The sequence below is a fragment of the Bradyrhizobium sp. AUGA SZCCT0176 genome, assembly GCF_018130145.1.
GTDB lineage: Bacteria > Pseudomonadota > Alphaproteobacteria > Rhizobiales > Xanthobacteraceae > Bradyrhizobium.
Genome location: NZ_JAFCMB010000011.1, coordinates 179975 through 202174, shown reverse-complemented (window position 1 = coordinate 202174; position 22200 = coordinate 179975). Strand labels below are relative to the sequence as shown.

At 65.0% G+C, this 22200-nt stretch carries 5 protein-coding genes; all 5 read left to right on the top strand.

The features are described from left to right. On the top strand, positions 1–1753 hold a 1753-nt coding region (locus JQ600_RS24575; protein ID WP_212490127.1), incomplete at its 5' end, for an amino acid adenylation domain-containing protein. Beyond that, positions 1746–18185 carry a non-ribosomal peptide synthase/polyketide synthase gene (locus JQ600_RS24570; RefSeq protein WP_212490126.1) on the top strand — a complete coding sequence of 5480 codons (16440 nt, stop codon included), beginning with the start codon at positions 1746–1748 and terminating at the stop codon, positions 18183–18185. The genes JQ600_RS24575 and JQ600_RS24570, both read left to right, overlap by 8 nt. After that, a complete protein-coding gene (locus JQ600_RS24565; RefSeq protein ID WP_312010882.1) occupies positions 18182–19201 on the top strand; it encodes an alpha/beta hydrolase in 1020 nt (339 codons plus the stop codon). The genes JQ600_RS24570 and JQ600_RS24565 overlap by 4 nt, the downstream gene beginning before the upstream one ends. 135 nt (positions 19202–19336) lie before the next feature. Further along, positions 19337–20194 carry an ABC transporter substrate-binding protein gene (locus JQ600_RS24560; protein WP_212269182.1) on the top strand — a complete coding sequence of 286 codons (858 nt, stop codon included), beginning with the start codon at positions 19337–19339 and terminating at the stop codon, positions 20192–20194. Beyond that, a complete protein-coding gene (gene fhuB / locus JQ600_RS24555) occupies positions 20181–22187 on the top strand; it encodes a Fe(3+)-hydroxamate ABC transporter permease FhuB (RefSeq protein ID WP_212386176.1) in 2007 nt (668 codons plus the stop codon). The genes JQ600_RS24560 and fhuB overlap by 14 nt, the downstream gene beginning before the upstream one ends. Positions 22188–22200 lie beyond the last annotated feature (13 nt).

Here is a 22200-nt window from a genome sequence, read left to right as displayed (position 1 = left end):
GCTGGTGTTTGGCGATGCAGCGCTGAGCTATGGCGAGCTGAACAAGCGGGCCAACAGGCTGGCGCGGGGTCTGCGGGATTACGGCGTCGGGACGGACGTGGTGGTCGGTCTGGCGCTGGAGCGCGGCGTCGCGATGATGGTGGCGCTGCTGGCGGTGCTGAAGGCGGGCGGGGCGTATCTGCCGCTCGATCCGGATTATCCGCCGGAGCGGCTTTCCCACATGCTGCGCGACAGCGGCGCAGCGCTGGTGCTGACGCAGACGTCGCTGCTGGAGCAGTTTGCTCCCGTGCTCAAGGAGACCGGCGCCGAGGCTTGGCTGCTCGACGAGGCGGCTGGCGGTGAGGGTGGTAATGCCGACAATCTTGATCTCACGATCCATCCCGAGAGCCTGGCCTATGTGATCTACACCTCGGGTTCGACCGGCCTGCCCAAGGGCGTGATGGTCCGCCACGACGCGGTGACGAACTTTCTGGCGACGATGGCGGAACAGCCGGGAATGACGCCACAGGACCGCGTGCTGGGTCTGACCTCGCTGTCGTTCGACATTGCGGTGCTGGAACTGTGGCTGCCACTCACGCTGGGGGCGCGCGTGGTGCTGGCGGATCGTGCCGCGGCGCATGATCCGGGCCAGCTCAAGGCGATGGTGGCGGCCCAAGGTGTGACGATGATCCAGGCGACGCCGTCGACCTGGCGGATGCTGCTCGATCACGACGGGCCACAGCTTCCGCAAAGCTGTCGCGTGCTGTGCGGCGGCGAGGCGCTGCCGCCGGATCTTTCGCGTCGGCTGGTGGCGCAGGCCGGCGAGGTCTGGAATCTGTACGGCCCGACCGAGACCACGGTGTGGTCGGCCCGTCATCGCCTCGACGCGCAAGACGATAGGCCAGTGCTGGGCGGCCCGATCGGCAATACCACGCTGCACATCCTGGACAATGATCTCAACCTTGCGCCGGTCGGGGTTGCGGGCGAACTCTATATCGGCGGCGAAGGACTCGCACGAGGCTATTGGCAGCGCGGCGCGCTGACGGCGGAACGTTTTATTCCCGATCCGTTTGGCACTCCCGGGGCACGGCTTTACCGCACCGGCGACGTGGCGCGGTGGCGGGCCGACGGCGTGATCGAATATATCGGCCGCTCGGATCACCAGGTGAAGATCCGCGGCTTCCGGATCGAGCTTGGCGAGATCGAGGCTCGGCTGATGGAGCAGGCCGCGGTGCGCGCAGCCGTGGTGGTGGCGCGCGAGGTTGGCGCTGGCCGCCAACTCGTGGGCTATGTCAGCGGCGAGGCGTCGCTGGACGGCTTGGCGCTCAAGACGGCGCTGTCATCGGTGCTGCCGGATTACATGGTGCCTGCTCGTATCGTGGTGCTGGATCGATTGCCGCTGACGCCGAACGGCAAGATCGATCGCAAGGCGCTGCCGGTGCCGGATCAGCTCGGCGCCGCCGAGCACGTCGCGCCGCGCACGCCAACCGAAGCGGCGCTGGCCGCGATCTGGGCCGACCTGCTGCGCCAACCCAACATCGGCGTCACCGATAACTTCTTTGAGCTCGGCGGGGATTCTCTCGCCGCCGTCCAGCTCATCAGCCGTATCAAGCGTGATCTCGGCCATGACCTGCCGCTGAACCGCCTGTTTGAAATGACGACCGTCGAAACCATGGCTGCCAGCCTCGCCCCGGAGATTCAGGTCGACAAGCGCGGCGATGACATCGCCGCGATGCTCGACATGTTGAAGGAAGTCGAATTTTCCGATGAGTGACACCACCACCACGCAGAAGCAGCAGCTTCGCGACATCTCACGGCGATTGATGCGCCTTGATGCGAGCAAGCAGCATGCGTTCCTGACGCAGCTGGCGGCCAAAGGCGTTAACCTGGCCATGCTGCCGATTGCGCGCCAGGAACGGACACGCGCGCCGCTTTCCTTTGCGCAGTCGCGCCTCTGGTTCCTGTGGCGAATGGATCCGGGCAGCGCCGCCTACAACATCTCGGCGACCGTGCGGGTGCGCGGTAAACTCGATGTGCATGCGATGCAGCAGGCGTTCGACAGGCTGGTTGTCAGGCACAGCGCACTTCGCACGGTGTTTCGGCAAGAGGGCAGGGATGCCGAGCAGATCGTGCTCGATCCGCAACCGGTCGAGATCAGGCACGTCAAGGTGGACGGCCGCGACCGCGAACAGCAGGCTCACCTGCTGGCGCGCGAGGAAGCCGCGCGCCCCTTCGATCTCGAGGCCGGCCTGCTCATGCGGGTCGCAGTGCTGACGCTGGAAGAAGACGACAGGTTTGTCGTCGTCAGCCTGCACCATATCGTCGCCGATGGTTGGTCGATGGCGGTGCTGGTCGAGGAGTTCTGGCAGCTGTATGCGGCCGTTGCGCGAGGCGAGGCGCCGGCGCTGCCCGAACTTGATGTTGAATACATCGACTATGCCGATTGGCAGCGGCTCTGGATGAGCGTGGTCGACGGCGAGCGGCAGATCGATTACTGGACGACGCGCCTTAGCGATCCTGCGGTGCTGCAGCTCCCCATCGATCGGGCGCGGCCGGCGGAGCCCGACCTTGCCGGCGCCGCGGTTCGCATGGAGCTTGATCCGGGGCTCGCCGATGCCCTGCGTGCTTTGGCGCGCACGCACAAGACGACGCTGTTCGCTATCCTGCTGGCGAGCTTCAAGCTGCTGCTCTATCGCTACACCGGCCAATCCGACATCGGCGTCGGTGTGCCGGTTGCCAATCGTCACCGGGACGAGACCCGGGGGATGATCGGACTGTTCGTCAACACTCAGGTGCTGCGCACGCAGCTTGACGGGCGCGCGGCAATCGCGGACTTCATCGCAACCGTCCATGCAGCCACGATCGAAGCCCAGGAGAACCAGGATCTTCCGTTCGAGCGGCTATTGGAGGTACTGCAGCCCAAGCGCAGCCTGAGCCAGAATCCTCTCTTCCAGGTTCTCTACAACCACCAGCGCCGCCGGACATCGGACAATTCGCTCGGCCTGACCGGCCTGCAGATCGAAAAAATCGACCCCAATGTCGACACCGTCAAGTTCGACCTGGCGCTCGACAGCGAAGAGGGACCGTCAGGAGAGATACGCGCGATATTCACCTACGCAACGGCACTGTTTGACGCGGCGACGATCGAACGCCTTGCGGCGCATTGGATCACGCTCCTCAAAACGATGGCTCAGGATTCGTCGCAGTCTATCGCCGGAATCGCGCTGCTTTGCGAGCAGGAACTGACTCAAATCAGGAGCTGGAACGGAGCAGACGCCGGTTCGGCGACGCCGTTCACGCCCGTGCACCAGACGGTAGCCCGCTTTGCCGCGCAAACACCAGACGCGCCGGCGCTAGTCTTCGGCGACGACGTTATCTCGTATGACGAACTCAACCGTCGCGCCAACCGCCTTGCGCATCGACTGATCCGTCTTGGTGTCACCAGTTCCGACCTGGTCGGCCTGTCGGCGCAACGTTCGCCATCTCTCGTCGTGGCGCTGCTGGCCGTACTGAAGACGGGCGCGGCCTATCTGCCGCTTGATCCCGACCACCCGGTCAAGCGGCAGCTCGCCACCATGCGCGATGCCGGCGTGCGTTTTGTGCTGACGGATGCAGCCGGCGAAGCGCTGATCCCGAAAAAATCCGGAGTCGAAGTTGTTCCGCTCGATGCGGCTGATCTTGGCCAGGAGCTGGAGCGCGATCCCGCGATCGCCGTCGCAGCGCAAAGCCTCGCCTATGTGATCTACACGTCGGGTTCGACCGGACTACCGAAAGGTGTCGCGGTCGAGCATGGACCGTTCGCGATGCATTGCGAGGTGACTGCCGGCCTCTACGACATGGACCGGCATTCCCGCGAACTGCACTTCCTGTCCTTTACGTTCGACGGAGCGCATGAACGGCTCTGGACCGCGCTGACCTGCGGCGCCGCGCTGGTGATGCGGGACGAGAATCTATGGTCAGCCGAACAGACGCTGGACGTCATGCGCAAGCAGCGCGTCACCAACGCCGGCTTTCCACCAGCTTACCTGCAGCAGCTCGCCGACTTTGCTGAGTGGCGCGGCGATCCACCGCCGGTCTCGCTCTATTCTTTCGGCGGCGAGGCGATGCCGAAGGCCGGCTTCGACAAGGTCAAGCGCGCGCTCAAGCCAAGGACGTTGATCAATGGTTACGGCCCGACCGAAACCGTCGTAACGCCGCTGGTCTGGAAGGTCGATGCCAGCGAAGAGATTGAGGGCAATTATGCGCCTATCGGTCGCCCGGTCGGCCGGCGGTCTGCCTATGTCCTCGATGCTGATCTGAACATCGTGCCGGTCGGCGTAACCGGCGAACTGTTCATCGGCGGCGAAGGGGTGGCGCGGGGCTACTGGCGGCGCGGCGCGCTGACGGCGGAGCGATTTATCCCCGATCCCTTTGGCACGCCGGGCATGCGGCTATACCGCACCGGCGATCTGGCCCGATGGCGTTCGGATGGCGTGATCGAATATCTCGGCCGCTCCGATCATCAGGTCAAGATTCGCGGTTTCCGGATTGAGCTCGGCGAAATCGAGGCGTGGCTGATGCGTCAGCCCGGCGTGCAATCGGCGGTCGTCATCGCCCGCGACGCCGGGGCAACCCATCAGCTGGTGGGGTATGTCTGTGGTGAAGGGGCGTCCGACGAGACGGCAATGCGCGCCGCGCTCGCGGACGGGCTGCCGGACTACATGGTGCCGGCCCGCATCATCAGACTTGAAAGCCTGCCGCTCACCGCTCATGGCAAGGTGGACCGTGAGGCGTTGCCGGCCCCCGACATGCACGCCGCCGCTGCACACGTCGCGCCGCGCACCGCGACGGAGACGACGCTTGCCGCGATCTGGGCGGAGCTTCTTGGCCAGCCTCTGATTGGCGTCGACGACAATTTCTTCGAACTTGGCGGCGATTCAATCATCTCGCTGCAGATGGTGGGTCGCGCCCGTCAGGCCGGCCTGCTGATCGAGCCACGTGATGTTTTCCGGCACCAGACATTGCAGGAACTGGCGCTGGCGGCGCGCACGGAACAGGCGGTGCCGGACGCCGAGCCCGAGAAGGTTCTCGTGGGCAGCGAGCATCCGCTGTTGCCGATTCAAATGCGGTTCTTCGGCGAGGACGCCGGCGAACGCCATCACTGGAACCAGGCTGTGCTGCTGATGCCGCAGTCGCGGCTGGATTGGGCGATCGTGGAACGCACGGTCGCCGCTGTCGTGGCGCATCACGATGCGCTGCGCCTTCGCTTCGAAGAGATTGATGGTGTCTGGCGGGCGTCCTATGGCGCTGCGCCCTCGGTATCGGAACTATTCTGGATTCGAAGCGGCATACGCGATGCGGCCGAGGTGACGGCGCTGGCGTCAGCGGCCCAGGCGAGCTTGTCATTGCGAGGACCGCTGTTGCGCGTGGTCGGAATGGACCTTGCCGACGGCAGCCAGCGGCTCCTGATATCGGTGCATCATCTCGTCATCGACGGCGTGTCATGGCGGGTGCTGCTGGAAGACGTCGCATCGGTTTACGGCCAGATGGCGCAGGGCGCGGCCTCCGTTGCGTTGACGCCAAAGAGCCAATCCTATTCGTCCTGGGCCGCGCGCTTGAAAGCGCATGCAGGCAGCGTCGAACTGGCGGCCGAGCTGCCGTATTGGATCGAACGCAAGCCCAACGCCGATCTGCCCTGCGATAACGATCATGGCGACGTCGATCGGGTTGCCGAGGGCGAGGAAATCTCGCTGACATTCGACGCGGGCCTGACGACGCGGCTACTCAAGGAATCGCCGTCCGCCTACCGCACCCAGGTCAACGATCTGCTGCTGGCGGCGTTGGCGCGCGCGGTATCGTGCTGGAGCGGGATTGACGATATCCTTGTCGAACTCGAAGGCCATGGCCGGGAAGACATCTTCCCGGGTACGGAAATTTCACGCACGGTGGGCTGGTTCACCACCGCGTTCCCTGTCCGCCTGCCTAGAGGTTCGGGCGACGACGCTGCGCTGATCAAGGCGGTCAAGGAAGAACTGCGGGAGATCCCGGCGCGCGGGCTGGGCTATGGCATTCTGCGCTATCTCGGCACCGAAGAGCAGCGCCATGCGCTTTCCGCAATCCCCGAGCCGCGTATCGTTTTCAATTATCTCGGCCAGTTCGATGCGAGCCTGGGTGAGGGGGCCTCGTTCAAGGTTGCGCCCGAGAGCGCCGGCGCTGCGCGCAGTGCCAGCGCGCCGCTTGGCCGCTGGCTCAGCATCAACGGCCAGGTGCGCGACGGACTGCTACGGCTGTCGTTCAGTTTCGGTCGCAAGCGCTACCGGCGCGCAACAGTGGAACGCCTCGCAGAGTACTATGCGGCAGCCTTGCGGGAGCTGGTGGACCATTGCACCGGCGGCGCGCATGGGATTACGCCGTCGGACGTCGAACTCTCCCGTTTGAGCCAGGCTGACCTCGACGTTCTGACTGCGACGATCGATTGTCGTGAGATCGAGGACATCTATCCGCTGTCGCCGATGCAGCAGGGCATGCTGTTCCATGCGTTGCGCGATGGCGAAAGCGGAAACTATGTCAATCAGGTCGGCCTGGAAATCCGCGGCATCGATCCCGGCAGGCTGCGAGCGGCCTGGCAGGAAGTAAGCGCCCGGCACGCGGTGCTGCGCACCGGCTTCGCCTGGCGCGAACTGTCGGGCGCAGCCCAGCAGGTGGTGTATCGTCATGTGACACTGCCGTTCCTCGAAGAAGACTGGCGCGAGCGGGCGGCCAGCATGGACCGCAGCGAACTCGAGGCCGCGCTGGCGTTGGCGTCGCAGGCCGAGCGGGCCGAAGGTTTCGATCTGTCGCATGCGCCCTTGCAGCGGGTGCGGCTAATCAGACTCGAGGAAGGCCGCCACTGGCTGATCTGGACGCATCACCACATCCTGCTCGACGGCTGGAGCTCGGCGCGACTGGTGGCCGAGATACTGCAGCACGAACGCGGCGGCCGATTGCCCGCCGTGCACGGCCGTTACCGTGACTATATCGGCTGGCTGCAAAGGCAGGATCGCGACGCGTCGGCGGCGTTCTGGCGTACCGCCTTGGCCGAGTTGGACGAGCCGAGCTTCGTGGCGGATGTGCTGGGAGGAGCTTCGAGCACAGGCGCAGCCGGTCACGGTTCGCTGGATCTGCTTCTCACCGCCGATCTGACCGCAAGATTGCAGGTCTTTGCCAGGCGCGAGCGCGTGACGTTGAACACGCTCCTGCAGGGTGCGTGGGCGCAACTGTTGCGGCGTCATACCGGGCAGCGCGTTGTGTGTTTCGGAGCGACGGTGTCGGGCAGGCCAGCGGAGATCGCTGGGTCCGAGGAAATGGTCGGCCTCTTCATTAACACGCTGCCGGTGGTCGATCAGGCAGATCCGCAAGCCGAAATCGGCTCTTGGCTTCGCGGCTTGCAGGAGCGCAACATTGATCTGCGCGACCATGGCTGGATGCCGCTCTACGAGATCCAGCGCCTGGCCGGACGATCCGGCCGGCCGCTGTTCGACAGCATCCTGGTGTTCGAGAACTATGCGATCGATGAGGCCCTGCGCGGCGAGAATGAAAGCGGTTCGCGTTTCGGACGGGTCGAGCAGGTCTCGATCACCAATTATGCGCTTACGGTAGCGGTATTCGCCAAGACCGACGGCATCAATCTCGGTTTCCGCTATGACCGCGGTCGGTTCGACCAGGACCAGATAAGATATCTGCAAGCCTGCTTGTCGCGCCTGCTCGCGCAGATCGTGACGGATGCCGCCGCTCCGCTTGGCGAACTCACCGGGCTCGATGTCGATGAGGTCAGGCAAATGCTCGCCTGGAGTGGCGGCGCAATCGAGCCGAACAAGATTCGGGAGTTTGGTGGCGGAATCGTTGCCCAGATCGAGGCGCGCGCCGCTGCTTCACCGTCCTCAATTGCGTTGGTCTTCGGCGATCAACGGGTCAGCTATGGCGAGTTGAACGCTCGCGCCAATCGTCTGGCGCGACAGTTGCGGGACCGCGGTATTGGCCGCGACCAGCTGGTGGGTGTCGCGCTGGAACGCAGCGTCGAATTGATCGTTGGTGTGCTCGCCGTCCTCAAGGCCGGCGCGGGCTATCTGCCGCTCGACCCGGATTATCCGGCTGATCGGCTGCTGCATATGCTGCGCGACAGTGACGCCGGGTTGGTGCTGACTCAAAGCCGGCTGCTTGAACGCCTCGCGCCTGTGATGGCGGAATCGGCCGCGGAGGCCTGGGCAGTCGACGTGGAGAATGAGGCCGGGGCAGCAGAGCCGGCGTGCAATCTCAATCTCGCGCTTGATCCGGAGAGTCTCGCCTATGTGATGTACACGTCGGGATCGACGGGCATGCCAAAGGGCGTCGCCTGCTCGCATGGCGCGCTGGCCGCACGGCTCGGCTGGATGCAGGCGGAATACCGCCTTGATGCCAGCGAGACCCTGCTGCAGAAAACACCGTTCAGCTTCGACGTGTCGGTGTGGGAAATTCTGTGGCCGCTTGCGGTCGGTGCGCGCCTTGCGATCGCAACGCCCGGCGCACATCGCGAACCGCGGCTTCTCATTGACGCGGTCGTTGCCCACGATGTGACGACGCTGCATTTCGTGCCGCCGATGCTCGAGCATTTCATTGCTGAGCCGGAGGTGGAACGCTGCGTGACGCTCAAGCGGCTGTTTGCCGGCGGCGAAGCCTTGTCTGCGGAGTTGAAGGCGCGCGTGCTCGCGGCCTTCCCCGACGTTCGCTTCGACAACCGCTACGGTCCGACCGAGGCCCTGATCAACGCGACGTTCTGGAATTGCCGCGACGACGGCGCGGTGCGCGTGCCGATCGGGCGACCGATCCCGGGCACGGCCATTCGCATCCTTGACGCTTCGCTGAACCTGGTACCGGCCGGGGTGACGGGCGAGTTGTTCATCGGCGGCGTCGGGCTGGCGCGCGGCTATTGGAAGCGCCAGGGGTTGACGGCGGAACGGTTCATCCCGGATCCGTTTGGCGGTCCCGGTGAGCGGCTGTACCGGACGGGGGATCTGGCGCGCTGGCGCCCGGACGGCGCCATCGAGTATGTCGGGCGATCCGATCACCAGATCAAGATCCGCGGCTTCCGCATCGAACTCGGAGAGATCGAAGCGCGGCTGCTGGAGCAGCCCGGCGTACGCTCCGCGGTGGTGGTTGCGCGCGAGGTGGGTCTGGCACGTCAGCTCTTCGGTTACGTTTGCGGGGCGGGCGAACTTGACGGGACGGACTTGCGCGCGGCGCTGTCGTCCGTTCTGCCGGACTACATGGTGCCGTCGCGAATCGTGACGCTGGAACGGCTGCCGCTGGCGCCGAACGGCAAGGTCGACCGCCGTGCGCTCCCGGCGCCGGACGCGATCGACACCGGCTCGGAGCACCTGGCGCCGCGTACCCCGGCGGAAATGGCGCTCGCGGCGATCTGGGTCGAACTGCTCGGCCGGCCTGTCGTGGGCCTATCCGACAATTTCTTCGAACTTGGCGGCGATTCGATCATCTCGCTGCAAATGGTGAGCCGTGTCCGACGCGCCGGTTACCTGATCGAACCGCGCGATGTGTTCCAGCATCAGACGCTGGAAGCTCTGGCGTTTGCGGCACGTACCGAGCAACCGAGCGAGACGCGCGCCGAGCAAGGGTTGATTGTCGGCTCACATCCATTGCTGCCGATCCAGACGCGGTTCTTTGCGGAGGATGTTGGACAACGCGATCACTGGAACCAGGCGGTGCTGTTGCGGCCGAAAGACCGGCTTGATTGGCAGGTCATGGGACGCGCGATAGCGGCCGTGCTCGTTCATCACGACGCATTGCGGCTTCGCTTCGAAGCGAAGGACGGCGTGTGGCGCGCGGAGCACCGCGCCGCACCTGATATGGCTGAGCTGTTGTGGGTTCGAAGCGCGGTTGATGGTGAAGCCGTCACGGCGCTTGCATCCTCGGCGCAGGCAAGCCTGTCGCTGGCCAATGGGCCGCTGTTGCGTGCGGTTGGCATCGATGTCGCCGACGGCAGCCAGCGCTTGCTGATCGTGATCCATCATCTGGTTGTGGATGGCGTGTCGTGGCGGGTGCTGCTGGAAGACGTCGCGGCGGCGTACGACCAGTTGACGCAAGGCAACACGGTTGTGCTTCCGCCGAAGAGCCATGCCTATTCCCTGTGGGCTGCCCGGCTGGAGGCTTATGCGGCGGCGTCCGAACTTCCGGCAGAATTACCCTATTGGATCGAGCGCAACGGACGAGCTGATTTTCCGTGCGACGACGATCACGGCGGCATCGACACCATCGCCGACGCCGACGAAATCTCGCTGTCATTCGACGCAGAACTGACGCACCGCCTGCTGACGGACGCGCCTTCCGCCTACCGCACGCAAATAAACGACCTTCTCCTCGCCGGCCTGGCGCGCGCCGTTTGGCAATGGAGCGGACAGGACGATGTCCTGGTCGAACTGGAAGGCCACGGCCGCGAGGATCTGTTCGGCGATATCGAAATCTCGCGTACGGTCGGCTGGTTTACGACCGCGTTTCCCGTGCGTCTGGCCGGCGGCTCGCAGGATCCGTCGTTGTTGATCAAGACCGTGAAGGAAGAGCTTCGCGCCATTCCCGGCCGTGGGCTGGGCTACGGCGTGCTGCGCTATCTCGGCTCTGAAGAGCAGCGCGCCGCGTTGTCGAAAGCGGCCGAGCCGAAGATCACGTTCAATTATCTCGGCCAGATCGACGGCGGCGCGGGAGAGGCGTTCGCCATGGCGCCCGAAAGTGCGGGCCCCTCGCGCAGCGCATCGAGCCCTCTGCGGCGCTGGCTCAGCGTCAACGGCACGGTGCGCGAGGGCCAGTTGCGGCTGTCGTTCGGCTTCGGCCGCAAACGCTATCGGCGCGAGACGGTCGAGCGGCTGGCCGCGTTGTATGAGGCGGCGCTGCGGGAGTTGGTCGATCACTGCACCAGCGGTGCCTGCGGAATCACGCCGTCGGATGTGGCGTTGTCCGGGCTCAGCCAAACCGATCTCGACCGGCTGGAACTCGACTGGCGCCAGATCGAGGATGTCTATCCGTTGTCGCCGATGCAGCAGGGCATGCTGTTCCATGCGATGCACGACGGCGAGAGCGGACTTTATGTCAACCAGGTTGCCGCCGAAATACACGGCCTTGATGCCGGCAAGCTTCGTCTGGCCTGGCAGGCGGTCAGCGACCGCCATGCGGTGCTGCGCACCGGGTTTGTCTGGCGCGACCTGTCGGGTTCGGCGCAACAGGTGGTCTATCGCCACGCCGAGGTGCCGTTCATCGAGGAGGATTGGCGCGCGCGCCTTGCGGTGCTGGAGCAATCCGGACTGGATGCTGCGCTTTCGGACGTCTCGCGGCAGGAACGCCTCGAAGGCTTCGACCTGTCGCGGCCGCCCTTGCAGCGGGTCCGGCTGGTTCGTTTGGGAGAAGACCGTCACTGGCTGATCTGGACCCATCATCACATCCTGCTCGATGGATGGAGTTCGGCGCGGCTGATCGCCGAGGTGTTGCAATACAGCGCCGATGGCCGGTTGCCAGCCTTGCAGCGCCGCTATCGGGATTACATCGGCTGGCTGCAGAACAGGGATCGCGACGCCGCAGCCGCGTTCTGGCGCACGGCGATGGCGGAACGGGGGGAGCCGGGTCTGCTCTCGGATGGCTCGCCGGAACGCTCGAGCGGAGCAACGCCGGGTCACGGTGCGTTGGCGCTGGAAATGGACGTCGCGCTGACCGCGCGGCTGCAGCAATTTGCAGCGCGGGAGCGCGTGACGCTCAACACATTGGTGCAGGCCGCTTGGGCGCAATTGCTGTGTCAGCATACCGGGCAGGGCACGGTCTGCTTCGGCGTCACCGTGTCGGGGCGGCCGTCGGAGCTCGCAGGCGCCGAAGACATGGTGGGCCTGTTCATCAACACTTTGCCGGTCGTCGACAGCGCCAGTCCGCAGCAGAAAATCGGCGCATGGTTGCGCGAGCTGCAGGATCGCAATCTGACCATGCGCGAATTCGGCTGGACGCCGCTCTATGAAATCCAGCGCCTGGCGGGACGTCCCGGACGGCCGCTGTTCGACAGCATCCTGGTGTTCGAGAATTATCCGGTCGACAGTGCGCTCAAGGAGAAGAACCAGCGCGTCCGTGTCGGCGAGACAAGGATCACCGAGACCAGCAACTATCCGCTGTTCGCGAGCGTCGGTCTCGATGAGCGGCTGCGGCTGGTGCTCAACTATCAGCGCCAGCATTTTGACGAGGCGCAGGTGGCGCGGCTGCAGGCCGCCTTCGTGCGGTTGCTGGAGGCGTTGAGCGCTGATGCGGATCGACCGGTCGGTATGATCGCGGCGAACGATCCTGTGGACGAGGCGCTGCTTTTGCGCAGGAACAGTACCCGTCGTGACCAACCACGCCGGGGAATTGTCGCGCAGTTCGAAGAGCAGGTTCGCCGGTCCCCGGATGCGATCGCGCTGGTGTTTGGCGATGCAGCGCTGAGCTATGGCGAGCTGAACAAGCGGGCCAACAGGCTGGCGCGGGGTCTGCGGGATTACGGCGTCGGGACGGACGTGGTGGTCGGTCTGGCGCTGGAGCGCGGCGTCGCGATGATGGTGGCGCTGCTGGCGGTGCTGAAGGCGGGCGGGGCGTATCTGCCGCTCGATCCGGATTATCCGCCGGAGCGGCTTTCCCACATGCTGCGCGACAGCGGCGCAGCGCTGGTGCTGACGCAGACGTCGCTGCTGGAGCAGTTTGCTCCCGTGCTCAAGGAGACCGGCGCCGAGGCTTGGCTGCTCGACGAGGCGGCTGGCGGTGAGGGTGGTAATGCCGACAATCTTGATCTCACGATCCATCCCGAGAGCCTGGCCTATGTGATCTACACCTCGGGTTCGACCGGCCTGCCCAAGGGCGTGATGGTCCGCCACGACGCGGTGACGAACTTTCTGGCGACGATGGCGGAACAGCCGGGAATGACGCCACAGGACCGCGTGCTGGGTCTGACCTCGCTGTCGTTCGACATTGCGGTGCTGGAACTGTGGCTGCCACTCACGCTGGGGGCGCGCGTGGTGCTGGCGGATCGTGCCGCGGCGCATGATCCGGGCCAGCTCAAGGCGATGGTGGCGGCCCAAGGTGTGACGATGATCCAGGCGACGCCGTCGACCTGGCGGATGCTGCTCGATCACGACGGGCCACAGCTTCCGCAAAGCTGTCGCGTGCTGTGCGGCGGCGAGGCGCTGCCGCCGGATCTTTCGCGTCGGCTGGTGGCGCAGGCCGGCGAGGTCTGGAATCTGTACGGCCCGACCGAGACCACGGTGTGGTCGGCCCGTCATCGCCTCGACGCGCAAGACGATAGGCCAGTGCTGGGCGGCCCGATCGGCAATACCACGCTGCACATCCTGGACAATGATCTCAACCTTGCGCCGGTCGGGGTTGCGGGCGAACTCTATATCGGCGGCGAAGGACTCGCACGAGGCTATTGGCAGCGCGGCGCGCTGACGGCGGAACGTTTTATTCCCGATCCGTTTGGCACTCCCGGGGCACGGCTTTACCGCACCGGCGACGTGGCGCGGTGGCGGGCCGACGGCGTGATCGAATATATCGGCCGCTCGGATCACCAGGTGAAGATCCGCGGCTTCCGGATCGAGCTTGGCGAGATCGAGGCTCGGCTGATGGAGCAGGCCGCGGTGCGCGCAGCCGTGGTGGTGGCGCGCGAGGTTGGCGCTGGCCGCCAACTCGTGGGCTATGTCAGCGGCGAGGCGTCGCTGGACGGCTTGGCGCTCAAGACGGCGCTGTCATCGGTGCTGCCGGATTACATGGTGCCTGCTCGTATCGTGGTGCTGGATCGATTGCCGCTGACGCCGAACGGCAAGATCGATCGCAAGGCGCTGCCGGTGCCGGATCAGCTCGGCGCCGCCGAGCACGTCGCGCCGCGCACGCCAACCGAAGCGGCGCTGGCCGCGATCTGGGCCGACCTGCTGCGCCAACCCAACATCGGCGTCACCGATAACTTCTTTGAGCTCGGCGGGGACTCGATCATTTCGCTGCAAATGGTCAGCCGCGCACGCCGCGAAGGCGTCCTGATCGAGCCGCGCGACTGCTTTCAGCATCAAACAATCGAAACGCTTGCGGCGATATCCCGGCAGGTTCGGCCGCCAACGGAAGCGCCGGCGCCGGTGCGGGGCTCGCTCTCGGGACTGAGCAGCGAACAGCTCGAAAAGCTCGCTCTCGACTGGAGCCGCATCGAGGACATCTACCCGTTGTCGCCGATGCAGCAGGGCATGCTGTTCCACAGCCTGCGTGATGCCGGCAGCGGCGTTTACGTCAATCAGGTCAGCGTAGAAATCCGTGGGCTCGACCCCGAACGTTTCCGGTCTGCATGGCGCGAGGTGACCGCGCGTCATCCGATGCTCCGGACCGGCTTCCTGTGGCGTGAGCTATCCGGGTCACCGTTGCAAGCCGTCTATCGCGACGCAGCCGCGCCGTTCGAACAGGAAGACTGGCGCGGGCAAATCGTTACCGACGAACGCATCGCGGCGGCTCTAGCCGGCGAGCGTGCCGCCGAATTTGATCTCTCGGCGCCGCCCCTGCAAAGGGTTCGATTGCTGCGTCTCGAGGACGGCTTCTATCGCCTGATCTGGACCTATCATCACATCCTGATGGATGGCTGGAGCTCGGCGCGCTTTGTCGGCGAAGTCCTGGAGCGCTATTACGGCGGATCGCCAGCGGCGAACCCGACGCATTACCGCGACTATATCGGCTGGCTGGTGGCGCAGGACGCGCAAGCGGCCGAACGCTTCTGGCGCGAACAGCTCAAGTCCTTTGACGAGCCGACGCAACTCGCCGATGCCTTCGGGTCTCGCCGTCATCCGGCTTCCGGTCACGCGCGCTGTTACACCCGGCTCGGTGAGACGGCGACCGCGCAGTTGAAGGCGTTCGCTCGCCGTGAGCGGATCACGCTCAATACCATTGTCCAGGGCGTGTGGGCGCTGTTGCTGCAGCGCTATACGGGCCAGCAGGCCGTGACTTTCGGCGTCACCGTCGCCGGTCGCCCGGCAGGCCTCGACGGATCGCAGCAGATGCTCGGTCTCTTCATCAACACGTTGCCCGTGATCGAATCGCCGTCGCTGGCAAGCACAGTCGGAGAATGGCTGCGGGCGCTTCAGGATCGCAACCTGGCGATCCGGGATTATGAGCACACGCCGCTCTACGACATTCAGAGCTGGGCCGGCCGCGGCGGCCAGACGATGTTCGACAGCATCATCGTGTTCGAAAACTATCCGATTGAACGCGGCATGCTGCAGAAGGGGGATGGCTCGCTGCAGTTCGGTGGCCTGAAGAATGTCGACGTGACGAACTATCCGATGGATCTGTCGGTGCTCGTCGAGGAAACGCTTCAGGTCGAATACACCTATATGCCGAGCCATTTTACGCCAGCGCAGGCCGAGCAGATCAGGATGCAGTTCGAGCATCTGCTGGCGGCGCTGACGCGGGATGCTTCGGTGCTGCTTGGCGGCATCGATCCGGTCACGACGGTCGATGCCGGTGTTGCCGATAACTGCAATCGCCACGCGGTGCCTGCCGTCGCATTGCCTCTGGTGCATGAGGCGATCAGCGTGCATGCCAAGCGTCACCCGGAACGAACGGCACTTACCATCGGCGGGAACGTGCTCTCGTTCGGAGCGCTCGACGCCAAAGCCAATCGTCTTGCCCATCACCTGATTGGCCGCGGGCTCAAGCCCGAGCAGCGGGTCGGCGTCGTGGTCGAGCGAACCGAAGCCACGATGCTCGCGCTGCTCGCCGTCCTCAAGGCGGGCGGGGCGTACGTTCCGCTCGATCCGGAGCTTCCGTCCGAGCGACGCAAGTTTGTCATGCGCGATGCCGGGATTTCGTTCCTGCTGACGGGACAGCTCAAAGAGGACCTGGACAATGTTGAAAGAATCTCTCTTTCCACATTCGATTTCGATGCGGGCCCCCACCATGCGCCGCAACCGGATTTGCACCTCGAAAACCTCGCTTATCTGATCTACACCTCCGGTTCGACCGGGACGCCAAAGGGCGTGGCGGTTGCCCACGGGCCGCTCGCCATGCACTGTCACGTCACGGGAAGCCTCTACGAGATCGACGATGGCTCGTGCGAATTGCATTTCCTGTCGCTGGCTTTCGACGGCGCCCATGAGCGCTGGTTGACGGTGCTGTCGCACGGCGCGCGGCTGCTGATGCGCGATGCGGAGCTGTGGACGCCGGAACAAACCGTCGAAGCTTTGCATGCGCATGGCGTCAGCCATATCGGCCTGCCGCCCGCCTATCTTCAGCAAGTCGCGGAATGGGTCGAGCAGGCGGGCAACCCGCCGCCGGTCAAACTGTATTCTTTCGGCGGCGAGGCGATGCCGAAGGCTGGCTTTGACAAGGTCAAGCGCGTCCTGAAGCCGCGCATCCTGATCAACGGTTATGGTCCGACCGAAACCGTGGTCACGCCCCTGGTCTGGAAGGTCGATGGCGCCGCCGAATGCGATACGCCCTACGCGCCGATCGGTCTGCCGGTCGGTGATCGCAGCGCCTATATTCTCGATAGCTCGCTAAATATCATTCCCGCCGGCGTTGCAGGAGAGCTCTATCTCGGAGGCTTTGGGCTGGCGCGCGGCTATCAGGGAAAAGCGGGCATGACGGCCGAACGTTTCGTGCCGGACCCGTTCGCAGCGGCGCCGGGAGCACGACTCTATCGCACCGGCGACCTGGCGCGATGGTGCGAAGACGGCACCATTGAATATCTCGGCCGCAGCGACGACCAGGTCAAGATCAACGGCTTCCGGATCGAACTTGGCGAGATCCAGACCTCGCTTCTTCGGCACGAGGAGATCGAGCAAGCGGCGGTGGTGGCGTTGCCGGGCGTTGCCGGAAGCCAGCTCGTTGCCTATGTCGCGCCGAAGGCGGCAAAGGCCTCGTCAGGAGCACCTGCCGAGGCGCTGGTCGACAGATTGACCGATTTCCTGAGGCGGACATTGCCGGTCTATATGGTGCCGGCACGGATCATGGTGCTTGATCGCCTGCCGGTGATGTCGAGCGGAAAGATCGACCGGCGCGCGCTGCCGGCGCCCGATACCGCGGCGCGAAGCTTTGTTGCTCCGCAGGGGGCTGCGGAAACCGCGATGGCGCGCCTGTGGGCCGACATACTCAAGCTGCCGCAAGTCGGCGTCACCGACAATTTCTTCGAACTGGGCGGCAACTCGATCCTCAGCCTCAAGGTCGTTGCCCGGCTCCGTCAGGACAAGAGCTTCGCCATCGAGATCAAGCTTCGCGATCTCCTGCAGAAGCCGACGATCCGGGCGCTGCTGGCAGATACCGGCGACGTGGCTCCCGCCGCTGCAGCGGCGCCGTCGGCGTTGCTGCCGCTGAACGTTGCGGTTCCTGGAATGCATCCGGTGTTCTGTGTGCATGGTGGTTTCGGCACCGTCTTCGATTATGGACCGCTGGCGCGGCGCCTCCAAGGGCGCCGGCAGGTGATCGGGTTGCAATCCCGGATGCTTGTCGACGGTTCGTGGAGTGATAGGTCGCTCGAGGCGATGGCTGCGGATTATGCGCGCGAGATCGGACAGGTGCAGCCCCGCGGTCCGTACAGCCTGATCGGCTGGTCGCTCGGAGGGCTTCTCGTCAGCCTTGTTGCAGCCGAGCTCGAACGAAGCGGTGAACGTGTGGATCGTCTCGCCTTGGTCGACAGCTTCGTGCTGCGGACGCACGGCGGATCGAACCGGCAGGAAGCCGTAGCCCACTGGGCCGATGATCTCGCGGGATTGCTGTCGGCCGTTCTTCCGAACGCTGCATCCGGCCGTATCCATCCGCACGTGGAAGCAGCGAAACGCGACGGCGCGCCAGAGACGTCCGCAAGCGTCCGGCGTCTGGCCGCGCAGATATTGGAAGAGGTGCAGGGACCATTGCCGGACGACACTCTGCTCGGCATCGACGATCTGTCGAGCGCCTTTGCAGTCGGGCGGCACCTGAAAACCCTGACGCAGAACGCCGCGCCGCCGCGTCGTCTCGCGGCCGCGCCGTTGTGCTGGTGGACGTCAGGTCGCCTGACGCAGCGCGATCGGCTGGAGACGCAGCTCCCGAATGCCGTTGATCGCGGCATTGTTGGCGACAACCATTTTACGATCCTCCGGGATGCCGATTTTCTCGATGAGATATGCGCGCTGCTGGCTCCGGAGGCGACATCGACAACGTCGCAGGACCAGGTGCCGGAACCCGCGGAGTGAACGATCGCATGAGCCTTGATCCCGATATCGCAGCGCTCCTCGAGATGGTCCAGCTTGGGACCGAGAGTGGTGCACGCGTTCCGTTTCCGCAACTGACCGCCATACATGCACGCGCGGATTTCGACGCTTCTTCGCCGTTGCTCGACGTCGACCCTCCGGCGCTGGCGTTTGAACGCCAGCTCTCTCTGCCGACGCGCGATGGGGAGGCCATCGCCGCGCGGCTGTACGCCCCGCGGGAGCCGGACGCGCAAGATCCCACGCCCGTTCTGCTTTATATGCACGGCGGCGGCTTTGTCGTCGGAAGTCTCGATTCGCATCAGCCCTTGTGCCGCGGCCTCGCCGCCGATAGCGGTGCGGCGGTGCTGTCGATTGGTTATCGGCTTGCCCCGGAGCATAAATTTCCGACGGCGTTCGAGGATGCCGTCGATGCGCTGGCCTGGATCGGTCGCGAGGGGGAGGCGGCCGGGCTGGACGCGGGCCGCGTTGCTGTTGGCGGCGATAGCGCCGGTGGGACGCTTGCCGCAGCACTGGCGATCGCAGCCAAGACCGACCCAAGCTTGCCGCAGCCCCTTCTGCAGGTTCTCGCCTACCCAGGCCTGAGCGCACGGCAGACCTCGGATTCCTATAACCGGTATGGCTCGGGCTTTCTGCTCGAGCGGGACACCGTCGATTGGTTCTTCCGGCAATATCTCCGCGACGATTCCGACCGCGACGATTGGCGCTTTGCGCCGCTGGCCGCGCACGATCTCTCCGGGCTGGCGCCGGCGCTTTTTGTGCTTGCCGAATATGATCCGCTGGTGGACGAGGGGCGGGATTATGCGGCACGGCTTCGCGCCGCCGGCGTTGCCGTCGATCTCCAGATCTATCCGGGCATGATCCATGAGTTTTTGCGGATGGGAAATGTCGTTGCCAATGCCTTGCAGGCGCAGGCGGCGATCGGGCGGGCCCTGGCAAACGCTTTTAGCGCCTCCAGCGCCAGGGCTTGGACGGACACGAGGATTGAAGGTATGTCATAATGGCCTTCCGTCCCCTGGCCTTGGCCGCGAGAGCTCTTTGAGCCGATTTCCATGAACAAAAAGCCTGTCATTGCCTCAGATCGCCGGCCGTCACGCCGCGCCGTTCTCACCGCAGGCGTGAGCCTCGGCGGAGGCGTGCTGCTCGGCAACTGGCCGCTTTGCGCCACGCAAGCCGCCACGTCACAGCCCGGGCCGCGCGTTGCCGCGCTCGGTTGGGCCTGTGCACAGACGCTGCTCGCGCTAGGGGTCGTGCCGCTCGTGGTTCCGGAGATCGAGCGCTACGGCAGGCTCGTCGTCGAGCCCGCCGTCCCGTCAAGCGTTCAGGAAATCGGCCTGCGTTCGGAGCCGAATCTCGAGCTGCTGCAGAGTTTCGCGCCTGACATTATCATCATCGATCCCAGTATCACTGCGGCAATACCCCGGCTCAAGCTGATCGCCCCGGTCGAGATTTTCACGATTTTCAGGCCCGGTCGCCATCCTCTGGAAACCGCGCGCAGTTCGACGATGGAGCTCGCACAGCGGGTCGGCGTGCAGGCCGCGTGCGAAGCCTATCTCGCGCGCTTCGATGCAGCGATGGCCGGTTACCGTGAGCAGCTTCGCAACCGCGGCGGCAAGCCGCTTTATCTTGTCAGCGAGATCGCGCGCAACCGTGCGCTGGTGTTCGGTCCGAACAGCCTCTACCAGGAAGTGCTGAACCAGTTCGGATTGAAGAACGCATGGACCGGGCAGAGCGGTCCGTGGGGACATACCAGCGTCGGCCTTGAAGTGCTCGCGGCGGTGCCGGATGCGCGGCTGATCCTGATGAGTTCGCGGGTCGCGGATATCGAAGCTCTGCTCACGTCGAGCCCCGTGTTGCGAACCCTGCCGTTCCTACGGTCGGGGCGGTTGACGGTGCTGGGAAATCAATTCTTCTATGGCGGCGTGCCGGCAGCTGAGCGCTTCGCCCGCCTTCTCGCCGAACGTCTGCCGCAGGAAAAAAATGAGCAAGGTTGAGGCGCTGCCCGCCCGCTCCGGGATCGCGATGCACCCGGCGGTGCTGATCGGGCTGCTGTTTGCAGCAGCGGCTGCGCTGACGTGGCGGCATCTGTCGGGGTTTCTGCCGGCCAACGCATGGTTGCCGGTGCTGTGGCGCCCAGAGATCAACGATCCGCAGCAGATGCTGGTGCATTACACGGTGTTTCCGCGCATAGCGGTGGCGCTGCTGGCCGGCGCAGCGCTGGGCCTCGCAGGAACGGTCTGTCAGCAGGTGCTGCGCAATCCGCTTGCTGAACCGAGCACCCTTGGTGTCCTGAACGGAGCCTATCTCGCGCTGTCCGTGACAACCCTGTGGGCGCCGTCGCTGCTCACCTTCGGCCGTGAGTGGATTGCGTTGCTGGGCGGATTCGCTGCGTTCCTGTGCGTGTTCGGTCTCACTTGGCGCCGTGCGCTATCGCCGGTCGTGCTGGTGCTTGCCGGGCTGATCGTTGCTTATTATTGCGCGGTGACGACCCAGGCCCTGATATTGCTGAACCACGAATACCTCATCGGTCTGTTCATCTGGGGCGCGGGTTTCCTCAATCAGCAGGACTGGAACAACGTCGCGTTCCTTGCGCCGCGTTTCATCATTTCCTTCCTCCTGATCGCGGCGATGGTCCGCCCGCTGACCTTGCTCGGCTTCGACGACGAGACCGCGCGCAATCTCGGCCTCGGATTGACCGGCGCGCGGGTCTGCGCGCTTGGCATCGCGATCGCGCTCAGCGCTTCGGTTGTCAGCGTGGTCGGCGTGATGGGCTTCGTGGGCCTTTCCGCGCCGGCCATCGTCATGCTGTCAGGAGCGCGCCGTTTTCGTGACCGGCTGATTTGGGCGCCACTTTGCGGCGCGCTGCTGCTGTGGCTGACGGATGAGCTTGTGCTGCTGATCCCGCCCGGCTATCGCGAAATGCCGGCTGGCGCCGCCACCGCCCTGATCGGTGCGCCGATGTTGCTGCTGTTGCTGCCGCGGCTTCGGGCCACCGCGCCGGTGGGAAACCTCACGCCATCCGTTCCACCACGTCTCGACCATCCCTGGCGGGTGATCCTGTTCGGTCTGGCCTTGCTGCTGCTCGTGGTCTGGATCGCGCTTGCGGTCGGGGTCGGTTCAGAGGGCTGGAGCTGGAGCGGTCTGGCCGGCATCCAGGAGTTTCTGCCGTGGCGCTGGCCGCGCGTGGTGTCGGCCTTGGCTGCGGGGGCCACGCTGGCGGTGGCCGGCACGCTGCTGCAACGCATGACCGGAAACCCAATGGCGGCTCCAGAGGTGATGGGAATCAGCTATGGCGCCGCGATGGGTGTCTTAGTCCTGCTGTACGCGTTGCCCTCTCACACCCGCGCGGCGCAGATCGCAGCCGGGGCGATCGGCGCCTTCAGCGTGCTCGGCCTGGTTCTGCTGTTCAGCCGGCGATCCGAATTCAGCCCGGAGCGTGTGCTGCTGGCCGGCGTCGCCATGAGCGCGGCGTTCGGCGCGATCATGGCCATGGTGCTTGCAACCGGTGACCCCCGCATCGGCATGCTTCTGTCGTTGCTGGCGGGTTCGCTTTATCAGATCGGTCCGACCGAGGCTGCGATACTGGCCATCGCCGCGATCATCCTGCTGGCACTGGTGCCGATGTTGTCGCGCTGGCTCGATATCCTGCCGCTCGGTCAGGCGGCCTCGCGTTCGGTGGGCGTATCCATGGCGCGAAGCCGAATCATCATCATGCTGCTGACCGCGTTGTTGACCGCGACCGCGACCCTGATGGTTGGGCTCCTAAGCCTGGTCGGCTTCATCGCGCCGCATATGGCGCGGATGATGGGGGCGCAACGCGCGCTTCATCAGGTAGCGCTGGCCGCGCTGATTGGCGCCACCCTGATGGTGTTCGCGGACTGGGCGGGGCGGATGGTGATATTCCCGTTCCAGATGCCGGCCGGCATCTTCGCGATGATGCTCGCTGGTCCTTATCTGGTGTGGCTGTTGCGCCCGCGGCGCGCGTAACGAGCTGCGATGG